The following is a 17,662-nucleotide window of genomic DNA, read 5'->3' on the forward strand; positions in this document are numbered from 1 at the left end:
CGAATACGGAACGAACGCGCCGGTGCACACCCTGTGACCGGAGTTAGTGGAGTCCCAGTTGGTTCAGCTGGGACAGAACTTGCTTGGGGCGGTTGGTGATGATCGCGTCGACACCCAGCTCGGCGCAGAGTTCGACGTCCTCCGGCTCGTTCACGGTCCAGACGTGCACCTGGTGTCCCGCGCGCTTCAGCTTTGCCACGTACGAGGGGTGGTTGCGCAGGATCCGCATGGCCGGACCAGCGATGCGTACGCCTTCGGGGAGGCGGCCGTCGCGGTGGCGCGGCGAGACGAATTGCATCAGGTAAACGGTCGGCAGCGTCGGCGAGGCGGCCCGGACGCGGTGCAGTGAACGTGCCGAGAAGCTCATGACGCGTACCGGCGAGGGGCCCTCGGCCGGGGGCGCGTCCAGGCCGAAGCGCTTGAGCAGCAGGAGCAGGCGCTCCTCCACCTGACCCGCCCAGCGCGTGGGGTGTTTGGTCTCGATGGCGAGCCGCACGCGGCGGCCCGATGCATTACTTTCGGCCACGAGCTCGAGAAGTCGCTCCAGGGTCAGGACCGATGTGTCCTCTCCCGTGTACTCACCCGTGGCGGACTCCCAGTCCGGTCCTTCCTCGGCCTCGCCGTGGTGCTTCTTCCAGGAGCCGAAGTCCAGGGCGGCGAGGTCGGCCAGTTCGAGGGCGGAGACGGCTCCGCGGCCGTTCGACGTACGGTTGACGCGCCGGTCGTGGACGCACACGAGGTGGCCGTCGGCGGTGAGCCGTACATCGCATTCGAGGGCATCGGCACCGTCCTCGACCGCCTTCTTGTAGGCGGCCAGCGTGTGCTCGGGAGCATCCTCGGAGGCTCCGCGGTGGGCGACGACCTGGATCTGGTGCTGTCGTGCGAGGGTCACCGCGTCATGGTGCCATCACCGGGTACCCGCAGGCTCGCCGGGAGACGCCCTCCCGGGGCGCCGGACACACAGCGTCGGCTTATGGTGCCCTGACAGCCCATGGGAAAAGCTGACTGCAGACACAGATGACGGAAGCGCAGTTTGCACAGCCAGGCCGTGACCGAGAACGCACGTAACGACAGCATGGACCGAGGAGAAGAGCTGTGAGCACCGAGAACGAGGGCAACGAGGTACCACAGGCCCCGTCCGCGCCCCCTGCGCCGGTGGACGCTCCCGCTGTTCCCGCCGACTCTGCCGACTCCGCCGCGCCCGCCGCGCCTGCCGGGCCTGCCGGGCCGCAGAGGCATGAGGCGGCGCCTTCCGCTCCCGCGCACGCCCCCTCCCCGGCACCCGAGCAGGCACCGGGCCATGCGCCTGTAGGTGCGCCTCAGGGGACTCCTGAGGGTGCGCCGCACGGTGCTCCCTATGGCGCGCCGCAGGCCACGGTTCCGCACGGCGCCGTCCCCCAGGGTTCCGTTCCGCAGGGTTCCGGCGCCGGGAACTGGCCGCCCCCGCAGCCGCCCGCCATGCCGTCGTACGCCACGGACGGCGGTTCCGGTTCGGGCTGGGGCGCCACGTACCACCCGCAGGAGCCGAAGCCCGGCGGTCGGCGCGGCGGCCTGGTCGCCGCGGTGCTCGCGGCCGCCCTGCTCGCGGGCGGCATCGGCGGCGGCGTCGGGTACTGGGCGGCCGAGCGCAACGACAGCGACACCAGCTCGACCACGGTCTCCGCGCCCGACACGCCCGCCGACCTGAAGCGCGCGCCCGGCTCGGTCGCCGACATCGCGAACAAGGCACTGCCCAGCGTCGTGACCATCGAGGCGCAGAGCGGCGGCGGCGAGGGCGGCACGGGCACCGGCTTCGTCTACGACACACAGGGCCACATCCTCACCAACAACCACGTCGTGGCGTCCGCCGCCGAGGGCGGCAAGCTCCAGGTGACGTTCTCGAACGGCAAGAAGTACGCCGCGGAGGTCGTCGGCCGCGCGGAGGGGTACGACGTGGCGGTCATCAAGCTCAAGAACGCCCCGGACGGCCTGCAGCCGCTCAAGCTCGGCAACTCCGACCGCGTGGCCGTCGGCGACTCGACCATCGCGATCGGCGCCCCCTTCGGCCTGTCGAACACCGTCACCACCGGCATCGTCAGCGCCAAGAACCGCCCGGTGACGTCCAGCGACGGCGGGCAGAGCGGCAAGAGCTCGTACATGAGCGCCCTGCAGACCGACGCCTCCATCAACCCCGGCAACTCCGGCGGCCCGCTGCTCGACTCCCGTGGCGCGGTCATCGGCATCAACTCCGCGATCAAGCCCGCCGAGAGCGGCGGCGGCCTCGGTGGCGGCGGCCAGTCCGGCTCCATCGGCCTCGGCTTCGCGATCCCGGTCAACCAGGCCAAGCAGGTCGCCCAGCAGCTGATCAGGACCGGCCAGCCCGTCTATCCCGTCATCGGCGCCTCGGTCTCCCTGCAGCAGGAGGGCACGAACGGCGCGACGATCTCCAAGGACGGCGTGGGCGGTTCGCAGCCGGTCACCCCGAACGGCCCGGCGGCCAAGGCGGGCCTCAAGCCCGGCGACGTCATCACGAAGCTGGACGACATGGTGATCGACAGCGGCCCGACCCTGATCGGCCAGATCTGGACCCACAAGCCGGGCGACAAGGTCAAGATCACGTACGAGCGCGACGGCAAGGAGCACACGGCCGACGTGACGCTGGGCCAGCGCAAGGGCGACAGCTGACCCGCTAGTCTTGTCCCCGCGCCGTCCGGTTCCGTTTCCGGCGGAGGGCGCGGGGTGGGTTGCCCGAGCGGCCTAAGGGAACGGTCTTGAAAACCGTCGTGGTGCAAGCCACCGTGGGTTCAAATCCCACACCCACCGCTTGCGGATCAGCGTGTGTGCTGGTCAGAAGGGTGTCTCTCGTTGAGGGGCACCCTTTTTCGTGGGCGGGTGTCTCGGCTTGGGCCGGGGCTGTCGTGGCTTGGGCCAGTGGGTGTGGGCCAGGTGTGGGCCAGGTGTGGACCGGGATGGAGCCTGAGCGCCCATGGGCTCCAGTAAGCAGTGGAACGTAGCGCTCTCGTGCATCAACCTTCGTAGTTCGGGCTCAACAGATCCGCGCAACCTGCCTGCGGTGGGAGCCTCTGGTTGCACATCATGATGAGCCAGCGGGCGCCAGGGGCACAGATGCAGGGATCTCGGATCGTGACGGGCGGCGCTGCACTCGCCTTAGCGACGATTACAGGTTGGGGAGTCACTGCGTGTGGCTTCTCGGGTGAGCCGCCCGGCGGAGCCTCAACAGGCGCCACCTCGGTGCAGGGGACCGATGCGCCCGGAGTAGGAACTCCTGGTCAGGCCAGTCGAGATGGCACTCCTGGCGGGCAGTACGAACCAGGCAGGCCGGGTGTCGGCAGAGGTGCAGCGGGAAGCTCTTCAGGCGGCCAGGACGGCATCCCCGCCGCTGGTCAGGAAAACGACGGTGACCGTACGCCTCTCGGGCCGACTGCCGACCAGTACGGCAACGGCGAGAACGGCGATCCCGGCATCCCGCCTCTGGAGCCGGAGCCGTGGGACCCCGGCCCCGTCGACACCACCGACCCTGGTCTCGTCGGAGAGCCGCCGTCGACTCCGCCGCCCAAGCCGTGCTCGCCGACGCCACCGCCCGGCGCCGAGTGTTCGCCGCCGCCGGACAGCCAGCAACGCAACAGCCCCGATAGCTAGCAGAGTGGGCGCCCTTCGTAACCGGCGGCTCGGCGGTGTTCCTGCCTCGTCGCGTGAGCCGAACCGACTGCTGCGGCACCGCCGCGCCGGCCGCTACACGACGGCCGATGTCCGCGTACGTCCTGCCCGCGTCAGGTATCCGTCAGAGCCTCCTTCAGCGGGAGACAGTGGCCCCAACCTGGAACTCTTCAACTCTGCTGTGGGAACCGTGGCGTTCATCGGCGTGCTGATGCTGTACACGGGTTACATCTACACCAACGCGTATTTCGGTTACTTCCATTTGGACAACTTCGCCATGGGGTTCAGCCCCGACGAACTGGTCATCCGCAGCCTCCGCCTCGCCACCATGCCTGTCTTCGAAATCCTGACCGTGGCGCTACTACTGCCGACCATTCCGCGCCTGTTGCGTTGTCTACGGGTTCCCGAGCGACACCTGCGCAAGGCAGTGGAATTGGGGCACATGACAGCGAAAGCTCACCATGCATTCGTTGCCGCCGGAGCACTGCTCATGGCGCTGTGGTCTTGGATTCAGTCCTTCGCGTGGGTCGCTCCACTGCTCGTGGCGGCCGGGGTACTGCTGGGGCGCATCCGCTCGGCGATTCCTGCGGGCCAACCGCGCGAACCTGTGTGGAGGTTCGCCGCGTCCCTCATGATTGCCGGTCTCTGCCTGATCTGGATAGCGGCCTTGGTGGCTGCGGACCTGGGCCGCAAGGATGCCCACCAGGACACACAGCAATTGGTTCGCCGAGTCAGTGTGATTCTGCTGAGCACTGAGCAGTTGAACTTCGCCCCACCGGGACCTCGGGTCACAGACCTGGGGAAAGGAACACACTTCCGCTATCGATACACCAACCTTCGACTACTGATCGAGCGCGACCACCGGTACTACTTGCTGCCTACTGGATGGAGCCGGGAGAACTCGACGTATGTCATAAAGGATAGCGATGACGTACGTATTGAGATCAGGTCGGGAACTTCCCTGCCTCGGCCGTTGGCAAGGGAATCCGCCGCGCGGTGACGCGGGGGCGCGGCTGTTCGTCGTTACTCGGAGCGGTCGTACGTCGTCGTCTTGCCGATTTCTTCGTTGTTGGTGCGCCGCAGCCTGTCCTTGCCCGACAAGGTCAGCGTCGAGGGTTCGCCGGGTACGCACATCGCGCGCGGTTTCGATTCGATCAGCGTCGAACTGCCGAGCCGGACGGTGCCAGGTGTGACGGAGCGGAGGTTTGCGCTGAAAACGCAGCGGTATTTGTCCCCGCCCTCCGTCGTCCCCACCGACGTCAGGGTCATGACCCTCTCGTCCACGTAGCCCTGCCGGATCACCATCTTCCGGGTGTGTGGGCCGGAAGCGTTCTGAATCGTGCTCTCCCAGGTACCGAGGTATTTGCTCGGTATCACGCCCGTCGGCGTGCTCGTCGAGGTCGCCTGGGGTACCCGATTCGCTGGGCCCTCGCCATTCGCGTGTGTGCCGTCGAAGTAGAGGTATGCCCCAGAAGCAATGACCCCTGCGGCGGCCGCCGCGATCAGGACGAGTCCACGGCGCGGCATCCCGTCCATGCCCCGGACGCGTTTCCGGTCCGGCCGCCGATCCCCGCTCCGGTGGCTTTCGGGCACGCCGAGAGCCACCGGGGCGAAAGTCACCAACGGGAGTCGCTCGGACTGTGAGCCGCCTGCACTCCCCGCTTCCGTGTCCTGTGCGAGTGCCTGAGCCTTCGCTGCCGTGGGCGGCAGGCGGTATGCACGGACGCCGATGACTGCGGCTGCGACCCGGCGCGTCAACGTGAGGCGCCGCGCAACGGGCGGAGTGGCGGGAGTACGGCTGGTGCGCCGGTCGATTCCGATCGTGGCTGCGACGGCACGACGGAGCAGCGTGGGCCCGAGCGTGGGCCCGGTCATTCGGTGCCCCTCGGGCCCGCGGTGGGCCGCCGGGGGACGGCCTGTCCGTTCGGTGGCCCGGCCGCCGGTGGCTCCGCGTCCTGCGCCTGGCTGACCTGCGGTGCATTGGGGTTGCCTATGACGGCCTCCGCCAGCCGGGTGTGCTTCAGCTGGACGAGGATCAAGGGCGCTGACGCCCCGACCGCGAATGTCGCGAAGCCTCCACTGACCTGCCCCCAGGCCGCCATGAGCGTCGCCACCCCGGCTCCCATCGTGATGTGCACGACGGCTGCGATGCTCTCGCCCGCCACGTCGTAGAAGGCAGTGAATGTGGGCGGCGTTCCCTCGGCCTCAGGCTGCTCGGCGAGCCGGAACTCCTGCCGTCGTAGGAGCCATTCGGACATGCAGTCGTATGCGTGCACGATGCCACGTACCGCTCCACCTGCCGCGCCGAGCAGCAACAGACCTGCAGTGTCCACGTATCCCCAGCCCATGCAGAGAGACTCAGACGGTCGACATAAAAGGCTACGTACCTCCTCAGCACACGAAAAGAGGAACACTGGAACCAGGAAGCCCTAAACCCTGAAAGTGGACAGCTCGTCGCAGCGCTGCTGGACTGGCCCGTGGATCAGGTGCTCGACCGCTTCCGCGCTCGCGCTGTGCCTCGACCGGTGAGCCGATCACCCTCACCGTCACGCCGACCGGCGTCCGCGACCTGGCGCCTGCCACCGCCACCGCCGCCATCGCCGTCGGGCCGCTTCTCGGATTTGATTTCAACCGCCTTAGTATTGGGCTTGGTTGAGAGTTGTTGATCATTGTTTAGTGACGAGCCGCAACGAGCCGCCCCCCGCTGAGTGCGAGGTTCGTGGCGGGGTGTGTGAAGGTGAATATCCTCGGAACTGGCTGCTCGAATTAGCCGTCGCGCAAACATGTGTGTGTCTGAAATGTGGGCTATAGCGCGGTATTGAGTGGGTGGTTTGCCTGGTTCATGGTGGTTCTTCGTTTGCTCGTTGGGGTGTTTAAGTCTTCTTGACATGCCGTTGTGGGAAACGCATGATCTCCCGGCGTCGGAAATCTGGCGCTCGTTATTACGAAACGGGAGAATGAAAATGCGTAAGGCTTGCGTGGCCGTCCTGACGGCGCTGTTCAGTGCCACCCTCTTTGTTGCCCTTCCGGGTAACCACAACGAGGCGCAGGCCATGACGTTCGACCCCAATGCGTGCCTCGATCTCTCTCAGGTGCAGGTGTGCAAGAACCACCGCATCTACAAGCACGTCCCGATGCAGGGCCCCGTGGCCAAGGGCAAGTGCCGTCCGTGGGTGCAGGTCAAGACCGCGAAGAAGTGCTGAGGCCGCGCAGGTCGAGGCCGGATCACGCGTGACCCGTGAGGCGTGCCGCTGAGGCGATCGTCGAGCGGGCTTCGTGTTCCGTGAGGCCGACGCGGATGGCTGCGTCCGTGAGCCGGGGGGACAGCGCTTCGCCCATGCCGTTCTCGTAGGCGCGGCAAGCGGCCCAGAAGAGGCGGGTGTTGCGCTGGCCCTCGTGCGCCGCGAGCACGAACTGCACCAGGCCGTGGCCCCGTTGGTGCGAGGGCTCGGAGCCGGGGCGGTCCGCGGTCGGTGGGTCGGCGGGGTGGGGTGCGTGGGGTGCGTGGGGGTGTTCGTAGTGGGGGGTTCGCCGCGGGGGTGTGAGCAGGCGCAGCAGAGATGGCGGGCAGGGGGCGGGCGGCAGGTGGGCCGTGCCCGGCACGGTGCTGTAGACGCCGTGTTCGGTGCGGGAACCGGGGCCCACCAGGTAGCCACCCGCGCCTCTGATGTCGATGCCGGGTGCGAGTCGGCCCGCCGAGTTGGGGACCACGGCGTCGGGCGGGCCCGCCAGCCAGACGTGACGGCCGCCGCTGGGCGTGATCACGACGACGGTGGCGGGGATCGTGAAGAGGTGGCGCAGCGCCAGTTCGCGCAGGGCCGCCGAGGCGTCCGTACCGGACTTGGTGTCCAGGTCGATGCCGATCAGGTGGTGGGGCGGCAGCCCGCAGGCGATGCCGTACCCGGTGGCCCAGGGGGCCGCGGCGAAGAGTTCACGGATGCGCAGCGGGTCTGCCGACGCGTCGTACACCCCGTGCCCGAGGCGGCCGCACTCGCCGTGGCAGAGGGCGGCGGGGTGGGGGTCCGCGTGGTGGGGGGAGCGCAGGGCCGGGAGCTTGGAGCGCGAGAGCGGGATCACCGCGAGCCCGCGCTCGGCGGCCGATAAGGCGTGGGCGAGCGCGAGGGTCGTGGCATGGCGGTCGGTGGTGGCCATGCCTTCATGTTCGTACACATGTTCGAAGAAGGGAAGAGGGGGCGAGTCGGAACGCTGCCGGAATGGATCGTTCCGGAGGGGCGGCGCCCCCGCGTACGACGTCTTCGGGCGGGGCTGCCAAAACGCTTCGCCTCATGCGGCGCCTGGCTCGTGCTCTGGCTCGACAGCAGGTGGGAAGGGTCGGGGCGGGGTCCAAGGGGCGTGAGACGGGTTTATCGACTTGTCATCACGCTTGCGAGGGAATCGGGGCTTCCGGGGTGGTTCGCCGGGGATTCGGTGGGCAACTCTGGAGTCGCGACGTCGTGCAGCACTCCAAGGCGGTCGGCCAACTGCCTTGGGAACAGCCGTACTTCTGGTACACCCGGTTTCGGCCGGTGCGTACCTCCTGCTCTGGAGGAATAGACATGGCAAGCATCCGTACCGCCCGCATCATCGCCGCCGCCGCTGCCGTGCCGCTGGCTGCCGCGCTCTTCTCGGGCGTCGCGCTGGCCGACAACGGTGCCTTCGCGAACAACGGATCGAACGCCGGTGTGGCGACCGTGAACGGAAGTGGCGTCGGGCACGACAACTCGGGGAACTCGTCCACGACGCAGCAGCAGGCCGTCGGCAACGGCGCCTCCAACCAGAGCAACACCGCCCAGGTGAACGGCTCCGCGTTCACGGCGATCGACCAGTCGAACGAGAACGTCGCGGTCAACTTCGCCCAGCTCTGGTGAGCCGGTAGCCCCGGGAGCCGATCGGGACGGCTTCCAGGGGAGCGAGTTGTGGGGTGTGACGTCTTGTGCGGCGGCGCTTCGGCGCCGCCGCACAGGTGTGTTCGGGGGCGGAATGTTGGGCCGGGCCTCCATAGGTCTTCGCCGGGGCCCGCTCCGGGCGATCTCTTGACACCGGCACGCTATCTGACGGACAGTCAGAAACCCTTGTCGGTACGAGCCGGAGAGGCCGCCCCCGTGCACCTCGCCCCCACCGAACGCCAACGCCGTCTCCGCGCCGACCTGCGCACCTACTTCCGGGACGTGATGCCCGACGGGCCGCCCGACGGCGCGGACGTGCCGGGACAGCGCCGTCTGCTGCGCCGCATCGGCGCCGACGGCATGCTGGGCCTCGGCTGGCCCGTCGAGTACGGCGGCCAAGGGCGCGGCGCCGACGAGCAGTTCGTCTTCTTCGACGAGGCCTACCGCGCGGGCGCGCCCGTCTCGATGGTCACCCTGAACACCGTCGGGCCGACCCTCATGAAGTACGGGACGGAAGAGCAGAAGGCAGCCTTCCTGCCCCGCATCCTCGGCGGCGACCTCGTCTTCGCGATCGGCTACAGCGAACCGTCCGCCGGTACCGACCTGGCAGCACTGCGGACCAGGGCCGTGCGCGACGGCGACGACTGGCTGATCGACGGCCAGAAGATCTTCACCTCGAACGCGCAGAACGCCGACTGGATCTGGCTGGCCTGCCGCACCGACCCCGACGCCCCCAAGCACCAGGGCATCTCCATCGTGCTCGTCCCGACCGACGCGCCCGGTTTCTCCTGGACTCCCATCGACACGGTGGGCGGGCTGACGACGACGGCGACGTACTACGACGGAATCCGCGTGCCCGCCGCGAACCTCGTCGGCGAGGAGAACGGAGGCTGGGGCCTCATCACCAACCAGCTCAACCACGAGCGCGTGGCGCTCGCCGCCATCGGCATGCAGGCCGAGGACTTCTACGCGGCGGTGCTCGACTCCGCGCGCACACCCGATCCGGTGACGGGTGAGCGCCGGATTGACGCCCCGTGGGTGCGGTCGAGACTGGCCGAGGTGCATGCGCGGCTGGCGGCAACGCGCCTGCTCAACTGGCGTTTGGTGGGGGATGTGGGCGCGGGCCGACTGGCGCCGGGAGACGCGAGCGGCGTGAAGTTCATGGGAACCGAATCGGCCGTCGAGGCGTACCGAATGTGTCAGGAGATCGCGGGGGAAGGCGGGCTCGTGCGGGCCGGGTCGCCGGGCGGTTTCGGGGACGGCGAACTGGAGCGGATGAACAGGGCCGCGCAGATCAATACGTTCGGGGGCGGGGTGAGCGAGGTGCAGCGCGAGATCGTCGCGACGATGCGGCTCGGCATGCGGAGGGGACGACGGTGAAGGGCAACGCGTACGACAAGACGGTGCAGGTGCAGGACATCGCGTACGACGGGACCGTGAAGGACATCGCCTACGAGGAGTTGCAGGCGTTCGAGGGCAGGGTCGCGGCGGCGGCGGGACACGGCAAGGATCCGGTCAACACGCCCATGATCAGGCACTGGTGCGAGGCGATGGGCGACACCAATCCTGCCTACGCGGGGGCGGATCCGGTGGCGCCGCCGACGATGCTGCAGGCCTGGACGATGGGCGGCCTCTCCGGTCACGACGGCCGCTCCTCGGCGCACGACGAGTTGTTCGCCCTGCTCGACGGCGCGGGGTACACCTCGGTGGTCGCCACGGACTGCGAGCAGGAGTACGTGCGGGCGCTGCGGCCCGGCGACGAGATCACCTTCGACGCGGTGATCGAGTCGGTGTCCGAGCGCAAGACGACCAAGCTGGGTACGGGCCACTTCGTCACGACCCGGATGGACGTCCGCGCGGGCGGCGCACTCGCGGGGACGCATCGCTTCCGCATCCTCAAGTACGCCCCGGCGAAGCGGAAACCGAAGGGCAAGCGCCCCCGCCCGGTGGTCAACCGCGACAACGCCGGGTTCTGGGAGGGCGTCTCCGGGCACCGCCTCCTGATCCAGCGCTGCGGCGGCTGCGGCACGCTCCGCTTCCCCTGGCTGCCGGGCTGCAACGCCTGCGGTTCGCCCGAGTGGGACACGGTCGAGGCGAGCGGTGAGGGCACGGTCTATTCGTACGTGGTGATGCACCACCCGCCCTTCCCCGCCTTCGACCCTCCCTACGCCGTGGGGCTCGTCGAGCTGGTGGAGGGCGTGCGGATCGTCAGCAACATCATTGGGGTGCCGTACGACAAGGTGCGGATAGGGATGCCGGTCCGGCTCGAATTCCAGCGGGTGGACGCCGAGGTGGAGCTACCGGTGTTCCGAGGCGTGGCGGGGGGTGCGGGCTGACATGGACTTCACACCCACGGAGGAGCAGGCGGCCGCGCGCGATCTCGCCGGGGAGATCTTCGGCGACCTGGCCACACCGGAGCGGCTTGCGGCGGCGGGCACCGGTTCGGACGCCGAGCTGTGGAAGGCGCTGTGTGCGGCGGGGCTGCCGGGTGCGGTGGACGACGTCGGGCTGCTCGGTCTCGTGCTCCTCCTGGAGGAGCAGGGGCGGGTGACGGCGCAGGTGCCGTTCGCGGCGAGCTGTGTGTACGGGGTGCTGGCGGTCGGCGCGCACGGCACGGCGGACCAGCGGGACCGGCTGTTGCCCGCGCTCCGGCAGGGGAGCGCGGTGGCGACGGGGGCGTTCCCTGCCCGGGGCGGAGTGACGGCGTCCGCGGACGGGTCGCTGAGCGGCACGGTGGGGTGGGTGCCGTGGCTGCGGGACGCGACGGTCGTCCTGGTGGCGGCGGCCGACCGCACCCTGTGGCTGGTGCGGGTCGCCGACGCGCGCGTGGAGCCGGTCGAGCTGACCGCGCCCTGGGCTGCGGGCAGGCTCGTCCTCGACCGCACGCCGGGGGAGCGGCTGGGCGGTCCCGGGGCGTACGACGACGTGCGGGCCGGGGCGCGGACGGCCTTCGCCGGGCTGCAGGCCGGGGTGTGCGCGGGATCGCTGGCCCGCGCGGTGGCCCATACGAACGAGCGGGAGCAGTTCGGCCGCCCCCTGTCCGCGAAGCAGGGCGTGCAACTCCGGGCCGCCGACTCCCATATGGATACGGAGGCGATCCGCGTCACGGCCTACGAAGCGGCCTGGCGCCGTGACACCGGCCTGCCGTACGACACACACGCGCTCACCGCCGCATGGTGGGCGTCGGAGGCGGGCAAGCGCGTCGTCCACGCGGGCCAGCATCTGCACGGCGGCATGGGGGCCGACCTCGACCATCCCGTGCACCGGCACTTCCTGTGGGGGCGGCAGCTGGACGCGTATCTGGGATGTGGCAGCGAAGTCCTGGAGGAGTTGGGCGAGTTGATCGCGCAGGGGGAGCCGGAGTGAAAGGGAGAGTCGGTATGAGGACGATGCCGGGTGAGGAACTGGCTCCGCTGGAGATCCCGATCACCCGCACGCTGATCGTCGCCGGGGCCCTCGCCTCCCGCGACTACCAGGACGTGCACCACGACGCGGAGCTCGCGCAGGCCAAGGGCTCCCCCGACATCTTCATGAACATCCTGACGACGAACGGCCTGGTCGGGCGGTACATCACGGACCACTTCGGCCCCACCGCCGTGCTGCGCAAGGTGGCGATACGGCTCGGTGCGCCGAACTACCCCGGGGACACGATGGTGTTGACCGGCACCGTCGAGCAGGTCGAGGCCGCGCCCGGGGGTGCGACGGCCGTGGTGAAGGTCGTCGGTGCCAACGGCATCGGCAAGCACGTCAACGGCACGGTCACGGTGACCGTGCCCGAGGGAGGCGCCGCATGAGTGTCCGTTCGCGCGACAGCCTCGGGGGCAGGGCCGCGATCGTCGGCATAGGAGCGACGGAGTTCTCCAAGGACTCGGGGCGCAGCGAGCTCAAGCTGGCCGTGGAGGCGGTGGGCGCCGCGCTCGATGACGCCGGGCTCACCCCTGCCGACGTCGACGGCCTGGTCACGTTCACCATGGACACGAGCCCGGAGATCACGGTCGCCCAGGCGGCCGGTATCGGGGAGCTGTCCTTCTTCTCCCGCATCCACTACGGCGGCGGTGCGGCCTGCGCCACCGTCCAGCAGGCGGCCCTCGCGGTGGCGACCGGGGTGGCCGAAGTGGTCGTCTGCTACCGCGCGTTCAACGAGCGCTCCGGGCGCAGATTCGGCTCCGGGGTGCAGCAGCGGGAGCCGTCCGCCGAGGGCGCCGCGCTCGGCTGGGCCCTCCCCTTCGGCCTGCTGACACCCGCCTCCTGGGTGGCGATGGCCGCCCAGCGCTATCTCCATGCGTACGGTCTGGCGCCGGAGGCCTTCGGGCACGTCGCCGTCATGGACCGGAAGTACGCGGCCACCAACCCCGCGGCCTACTTCCACGGGAAGCCGATCACGCTGGAGGACCATGCCGCGTCCCGCTGGATCGTCGAGCCCCTGCGGCTCCTGGACTGCTGTCAGGAGACGGACGGCGGCCAGGCGATCGTCGTCACCAGCGCGGAGCGGGCCCGCGACCTCCGGCAGCCGCCCGCAGTGATCACGGCGGCGGCCCAGGGGGCGGGCCGGGCGCAGGAGCAGATGACCAGCTTCTACCGCGACGACCTGCGGGGGCTGCCCGAAATGGGGGTGGTGGCGAAGCAGTTGTGGCGCACCTCGGGGCTGGCCCCCTCGGACATCGATGTGGGGATCCTGTACGACCACTTCACACCGTTCGTGTTGATGCAATTGGAGGAGTTCGGGTTCTGCGCGCCGGGGGAGGCCGCGGACTTCGTGGCCGCGGAGAAGTTGCCCCTGAACACGCACGGCGGGCAGCTGGGAGAGGCCTACCTGCACGGCATGAACGGCATAGCGGAAGCGGTCCGTCAGGTGCGCGGCACCTCCGTGAACCAGATACCGGGCGCCGCGCGCACCCTGGTGACCGCGGGCACGGGCGTCCCCACATCGGGGCTGATTCTGGGGTCGGACGGCTGAACGCGGCGCGTGTCCCGGCCGCGGAGCGGGGCGGTGGGCTTTCACTCGCCGTATGCGTATCCGGAAGTTGATCATTGGATTCGTCCTCGTGATGACGGCCTTGACCATGGACCTGACCGCGTCGCCACCGGGTGTCGCGTCCGACCGCCCCGCCGGCGGGGCGCCCGCCGGGACGTCGACCTTCCGCGGCTGGGCCTTCGACACCTGCGCGACCCAGTCCACCGACACCATGCGGCGCTGGCGCCGGTCCGACTACCGCGCCGTCGGCGTCTACTACGCGGGCCGCGGCCGGGCCTGCAAGCGGCAGCCGCATCTGAACCACGGCTGGATGCGCGCGGTGAAGCGGATGGGCTGGCGGGTCCTCCCGGTGTACGTCGGGTCGCAGTCGCCGTGCGTCACCGCCAAGAACAAGAAGCACGTCCGCATGGGACGGCACCCCTGGCGGCAGGGGACGAAGGAGGGGCGCGACGCGGTCCGCGCGGCCAAGACGATCGGCGTCCGGCGGCACAGCCCGCTCTACCTGGACATGGAGGCGTACACCTACCGGAAGAAGCGGTGCGCGCACACCACGCTGTCCTTCATCAGGTCCTGGGACCGCGAGGTGCGCAGGCTCGGCTACGTTCCGGGTTTCTACAGCAGCGCCGACTCGGGGGTGCGGCACATGGAGGCGGCACGGCGGGCAGGCGTACGGGATCTGCCGTCGGTGATGTGGTTCGCGCGCTGGCACACCGACCCCCACCTGTACCGCGAGCCCGCCCTGAGCCCTGCGGCGTGGCGTCCGGCCCGGCGTATCCACCAGTACGCGGGGAACGTGAAGGAGCGCCACGGCGGGCGCACGCTGATGATCGACCGCAATCTGATGCACGCCCCCGTGGCGCGCATCCGCTAGACCGGGCGCCGTTCGGGCGGGCGGTGCGCCGGGGTGGCTCTCGGGGGTGAACCCTCAGGGGGGTACTGCGTCTCCTCCACCTGTAGGAGGTGGGGCCACCCCCACTCGTACAACCTGAGGCGGACACGGCTTCGGGACCTGCGGCCGATCCGCGGAAGTAGGGGGCGCTTCTAGCGTGGAGCCATGACCGCATCCATGGTGACCGTGTGCACCAGCGCATCGAAGGCCGCGACGCGGGGCGCGGGTCCGACGAGGGCCACCGGGCCCTCCGCGTACCCGTCGTTCGCGTCCTACGTACGGGCCCGCCAGCCCGTACTGCTGCGCACCGCCCGCTCGCTGACCGCGAATCCGAGCGATGCCGAGGACCTGCTGCAGACCGCGCTCACCAAGACGTATGTGGCGTGGGACCGGATCGAGGACCACCGCGCGCTCGACGGCTATGTGCGTCGGGCCCTGCTGAACACGCGTACGTCGCAGTGGCGGAAGCGGAAGGTCGACGAGTTCGCGTGCGACGAGTTGCCGGAGCCGGAGGTGACGCCGGCGGGGGATCCGGCCGAGCAGCAGGTGCTCCGCGACGCGATGTGGCGCGCGATCATGAAGCTGCCTGCGCGGCAGCGGGCCATGGTCGTCCTCAGGTATTACGAGGACCTGAGCGAGGTCCAGACCGCCGAGGTGCTCGGGGTGTCCGTGGGCACCGTCAAGAGTGCGGTGTCGCGTGCGCTGGGCAAGCTCCGCGAGGACCCGGAGCTCACGCCGGTCCGCTGAACGGACGCGGCCGATGATCGATCATCCCCTGGACTAGTGACATACCGCGCGGTATGCGCGCAGAATCAGCGCAGCCCTTACTGCCGCGTAGGCGATGTCGCCCCAGGAGGACGCCGTGCTGAGCACGATGCAGGACGTACCGCTGACCGTCACCCGGATCCTTCGGCACGGCATGACCGTGCACGGGACGTCACAGGTCACGACCTGGACCGGCGACGGTGCCCCGCAGAGTCGTAGCTTCCGCGAGATCGGCGAGCGTGCCGCTCAGCTCGCGCACGCGCTCGGGGAGCTGGGCGTCGCGGAGGGCGAAGTCGCGGGAACCCTGATGTGGAACAACGCCGAGCACGTCGAGGCGTACTTCGCGGTGCCGTCCATGGGCGCGGTCCTGCACACCCTGAACCTCCGGCTTCCGGCCGACCAGCTCGCCTACATCGCGCACCACGCGGGCGACAAGGTGATCCTGGTGAACGGCTCGCTGGTCGGGCTGTTGGTGCCGCTCCTCCCGAAGCTGCCCCGGCTCGAGCACGTGGTCGTTTCCGGGGCGATGACGGAGGAGGCCCGTACGGCGCTGGCCGCGGCCTCCGGGGTGCGGGTGCACGAGTACGAGGAACTGATCGCGGGGCACCCCACCGCCTACGCCTGGCCCGACCTGGACGAGCGGCGGGCGGCCTCCCTCTGCTACACCTCCGGCACCACCGGGGAGCCCAAGGGAGTGGCGTACTCCCACCGGTCCATCTATCTGCACTCCATGCAGGTCAACATGACCGAGTCCATGGGCCTGACGGACGCGGACCTCTCGCTGGTCATCGTCCCGCAGTTCCACTGCAACTCCTGGGGGCTGCCGCACGCGGCGTTCATGACCGGTGTGAACATGCTGATGCCGGACCGCTTCCTCCAGCCCGCTCCGATCGCCGAGATGATCGAGAGCAGGCGGCCCACGCATGCTGCGGCCGTTCCGACGATCTGGCAGGGCCTGCTGGCCGAACTGACCGCCAAGCCGCGTGACGTCAGTTCCCTGACGCAGGTGACGATTGGCGGCTCGGCCTGTCCACCCGCCCTCATGAAGGCATTCGACGCTCTCGGAATGCGGGTGTTCCACGCTTGGGGAATGACCGAGACCTCGCCCCTGGGCACGGTGGCGAGGCCGCCCGCCTCGGCGGCGCCCGGTTCCGAAGAGGAATTCGCCTACCGGGTCACGCAGGGCCGTTTCCCGGCCGGAGTCGAGGGGCGTCTCATCGGCCCGAGCGGGGAAGAGCTTTCCTGGGACGGTGAATCGGCCGGTGAGCTCGAGGTGCGCGGTCCGTGGATTGCGGGGTCGTATTTCGGCGGCCCGGACGGTGAACCGTCCCGGCCCTCGGACAAGTTCAGCGAGGACGGCTGGTTGAAGACCGGCGATGTCGGCGTCATCAGTCCGGATGGATTCCTCACCCTGACCGACCGGGCGAAGGACGTCATCAAGTCGGGCGGTGAGTGGATTTCCTCGGTCGAGCTGGAGAACGCCCTCATGTCCCACCCCGACGTGGCCGAGGCCGCCGTCGTGGCCGTCCCGGACGAGAAGTGGGGCGAGCGGCCGTTGGCCGCCGTGGTGCTCAGGGAGGGCGTCGAGGCGGACTTCCCCGTTCTCCGCGAGCACCTCGCCACCAGCGGCATTGCCAGGTGGCAGCTTCCGGAGCGGTGGACCGTGGTGGCAGAGGTGCCGAAGACGAGCGTGGGGAAGTTCGACAAGAAGGTGTTGCGGGGGCGCTTCGCGGAGGGGGCGTTGGACGTCACGCAGGTCTGAGGGCGGAGCGTCACGCGGGTCCCAAATGGGGCGCGGTCGGGCGAAGGGCAAATCTGGCCGTCAATCACTGCGCATGGCCAGAAAGCCCTTCATGTCCCTGCGTGAAATGGGGCCGTGATTCAAAAGTCGTTGGATGTGAATCGGTTCGTGATGATCGTCGTGGCCGTTCCCTGTCTACGATCCCGTGCTATGCAAAGATCACTTGGCAAGCGAATCGGTGTAGTTGCCGCGGCCGTCACCACCGCGGTCCTGTTCTCCGCCTCCCCGGCTTTTGCCCTTGAGGACATCGAGATCAAGGACCCGGCCCGGCTGGGGGTCATGTGGTTCCACGATGACGGCGATACCTTCAACGTCTGCGACACCCGGGCCGACGGGTCCGGCGTCAAGGGAAAGTTGTTCTACAAGCCCATCGGGGGTGACTGGTACGTCGTCAACTCCGCAACTGACGGTGGCGACGCCAACTGCGGGAAATTCGCCAACGACGTGAACAACGTCGGTGACTACCAGATGAAGCTCTACACGCTTTCCATCGGGAAAGAGATCGCGAAGAGCCGGGTCTTCAACGAATAGGGGTTGCGGGACGGCGCGGTGCCGCCGTTGTCGCCCAGCCGAGCGCGAGCCACAGGGCGGCGACCGCGCACACGCCCGTCCACCCCCAGCGCCCAGAGCGCGCCGCCGCCCAGCCAGAACAGCGGCACGGACACCACGGCCGTGACATAGCCGGCCGA

Annotated in this window: 17 protein-coding genes and 1 tRNA gene; 14 read left to right on the forward strand and 4 right to left on the reverse strand. The window is 69.2% G+C overall.

The window, feature by feature from the left end:
• Positions 1-43: 43 nt before the first annotated feature.
• A complete protein-coding gene (locus ABZV77_RS25860) occupies positions 44-892 on the reverse strand; it encodes a glycerophosphodiester phosphodiesterase (RefSeq protein ID WP_356261260.1) in 849 nt (282 codons plus the stop codon).
• 203 nt (positions 893-1,095) lie between these two features.
• Here ABZV77_RS25860 and ABZV77_RS25865 point away from each other — a divergent pair, with 203 nt between their 5' ends.
• The 3 genes from ABZV77_RS25865 (at position 1,096) to ABZV77_RS25875 (ending at position 4,657) form a co-directional block, all read left to right on the forward strand.
• Positions 1,096-2,664, forward strand: a complete 1,569-nt coding sequence (locus ABZV77_RS25865) for a trypsin-like peptidase domain-containing protein (RefSeq protein WP_356261262.1) — start codon at positions 1,096-1,098, stop codon at positions 2,662-2,664.
• 53 nt (positions 2,665-2,717) lie between these two features.
• Positions 2,718-2,802: transfer RNA gene (locus ABZV77_RS25870), tRNA-Ser, on the forward strand.
• Positions 2,803-3,847: 1,045 nt separating this feature from the next.
• Positions 3,848-4,657 carry a hypothetical protein gene (locus ABZV77_RS25875; RefSeq protein WP_356261264.1) on the forward strand — a complete coding sequence of 270 codons (810 nt, stop codon included), beginning with the start codon at positions 3,848-3,850 and terminating at the stop codon, positions 4,655-4,657.
• Between the two features lie 23 nt (positions 4,658-4,680).
• Here ABZV77_RS25875 and ABZV77_RS25880 read toward each other — a convergent pair whose 3' ends face one another.
• Positions 4,681-5,193 (reverse strand): serine-threonine protein kinase, encoded by a 513-nt coding sequence (locus ABZV77_RS25880; protein WP_356261266.1) that lies wholly within the window; start codon positions 5,191-5,193, stop codon positions 4,681-4,683.
• Positions 5,194-5,528: 335 nt separating this feature from the next.
• On the reverse strand, positions 5,529-5,990 hold the full coding sequence (locus ABZV77_RS25885) for a hypothetical protein (RefSeq protein WP_356261268.1): 462 nt from the start codon (positions 5,988-5,990) through the stop codon (positions 5,529-5,531).
• A 630-nt stretch (positions 5,991-6,620) separates the two neighbouring features.
• Between ABZV77_RS25885 and ABZV77_RS25890 the strand changes: the two genes are divergently transcribed.
• Positions 6,621-6,860: a hypothetical protein gene (locus tag ABZV77_RS25890; RefSeq protein ID WP_356261270.1), complete on the forward strand. Its 240-nt coding sequence runs from the start codon at positions 6,621-6,623 to the stop codon at positions 6,858-6,860.
• Positions 6,861-6,882: 22 nt separating this feature from the next.
• On the opposite strand, the gene ABZV77_RS25895 is transcribed toward ABZV77_RS25890, so the two are convergent.
• A complete protein-coding gene (locus ABZV77_RS25895) occupies positions 6,883-7,809 on the reverse strand; it encodes a bifunctional DNA primase/polymerase (RefSeq protein ID WP_356261272.1) in 927 nt (308 codons plus the stop codon).
• 404 nt (positions 7,810-8,213) lie between these two features.
• Between ABZV77_RS25895 and ABZV77_RS25900 the strand changes: the two genes are divergently transcribed.
• From ABZV77_RS25900 to ABZV77_RS25945, 10 genes are all read left to right on the forward strand, one after another.
• Positions 8,214-8,525, forward strand: coding sequence for a hypothetical protein (locus ABZV77_RS25900; RefSeq protein ID WP_356261275.1), 312 nt, complete (start codon positions 8,214-8,216; stop codon positions 8,523-8,525).
• A 234-nt stretch (positions 8,526-8,759) separates the two neighbouring features.
• Positions 8,760-9,923: an acyl-CoA dehydrogenase family protein gene (locus ABZV77_RS25905; protein WP_356261620.1), complete on the forward strand. Its 1,164-nt coding sequence runs from the start codon at positions 8,760-8,762 to the stop codon at positions 9,921-9,923.
• Between the two features lie 38 nt (positions 9,924-9,961).
• A complete protein-coding gene (locus tag ABZV77_RS25910; protein ID WP_356261623.1) occupies positions 9,962-10,879 on the forward strand; it encodes a bifunctional MaoC family dehydratase N-terminal/OB-fold nucleic acid binding domain-containing protein in 918 nt (305 codons plus the stop codon).
• Position 10,880: 1 nt separating this feature from the next.
• Complete coding sequence (locus ABZV77_RS25915; RefSeq protein ID WP_356261278.1) at positions 10,881-11,909, forward strand: acyl-CoA dehydrogenase family protein; 1,029 nt, start codon at positions 10,881-10,883, stop codon at positions 11,907-11,909.
• A gap of 14 nt (positions 11,910-11,923) precedes the next feature.
• Positions 11,924-12,337 (forward strand): MaoC family dehydratase, encoded by a 414-nt coding sequence (locus tag ABZV77_RS25920; RefSeq protein ID WP_356261281.1) that lies wholly within the window; start codon positions 11,924-11,926, stop codon positions 12,335-12,337.
• Complete coding sequence (locus ABZV77_RS25925) at positions 12,334-13,500, forward strand: lipid-transfer protein (protein WP_356261284.1); 1,167 nt, start codon at positions 12,334-12,336, stop codon at positions 13,498-13,500. The genes ABZV77_RS25920 and ABZV77_RS25925 overlap by 4 nt, the downstream gene beginning before the upstream one ends.
• Before the next feature lie 52 nt (positions 13,501-13,552).
• Entirely contained in the window at positions 13,553-14,389 is an 837-nt protein-coding gene (locus tag ABZV77_RS25930; protein WP_356261286.1) for a DUF1906 domain-containing protein, read from the forward strand.
• Between the two features lie 195 nt (positions 14,390-14,584).
• Positions 14,585-15,154: a SigE family RNA polymerase sigma factor gene (locus tag ABZV77_RS25935; protein WP_356261626.1), complete on the forward strand. Its 570-nt coding sequence runs from the start codon at positions 14,585-14,587 to the stop codon at positions 15,152-15,154.
• 94 nt (positions 15,155-15,248) lie between these two features.
• Entirely contained in the window at positions 15,249-16,934 is a 1,686-nt protein-coding gene (locus ABZV77_RS25940) for a long-chain fatty acid--CoA ligase (protein ID WP_356261289.1), read from the forward strand.
• 147 nt (positions 16,935-17,081) lie between these two features.
• The gene (locus ABZV77_RS25945) at positions 17,082-17,504 is read left to right on the forward strand and encodes a hypothetical protein (RefSeq protein ID WP_356261291.1); all 423 of its coding nucleotides are present in this window, start codon (positions 17,082-17,084) and stop codon (positions 17,502-17,504) included.
• Positions 17,505-17,662: the final 158 nt, after the last annotated feature.

Origin of the sequence: Streptomyces sp. NPDC004732 (assembly GCF_040609235.1) — a bacterium.
Lineage (GTDB): Bacteria > Actinomycetota > Actinomycetes > Streptomycetales > Streptomycetaceae > Streptomyces.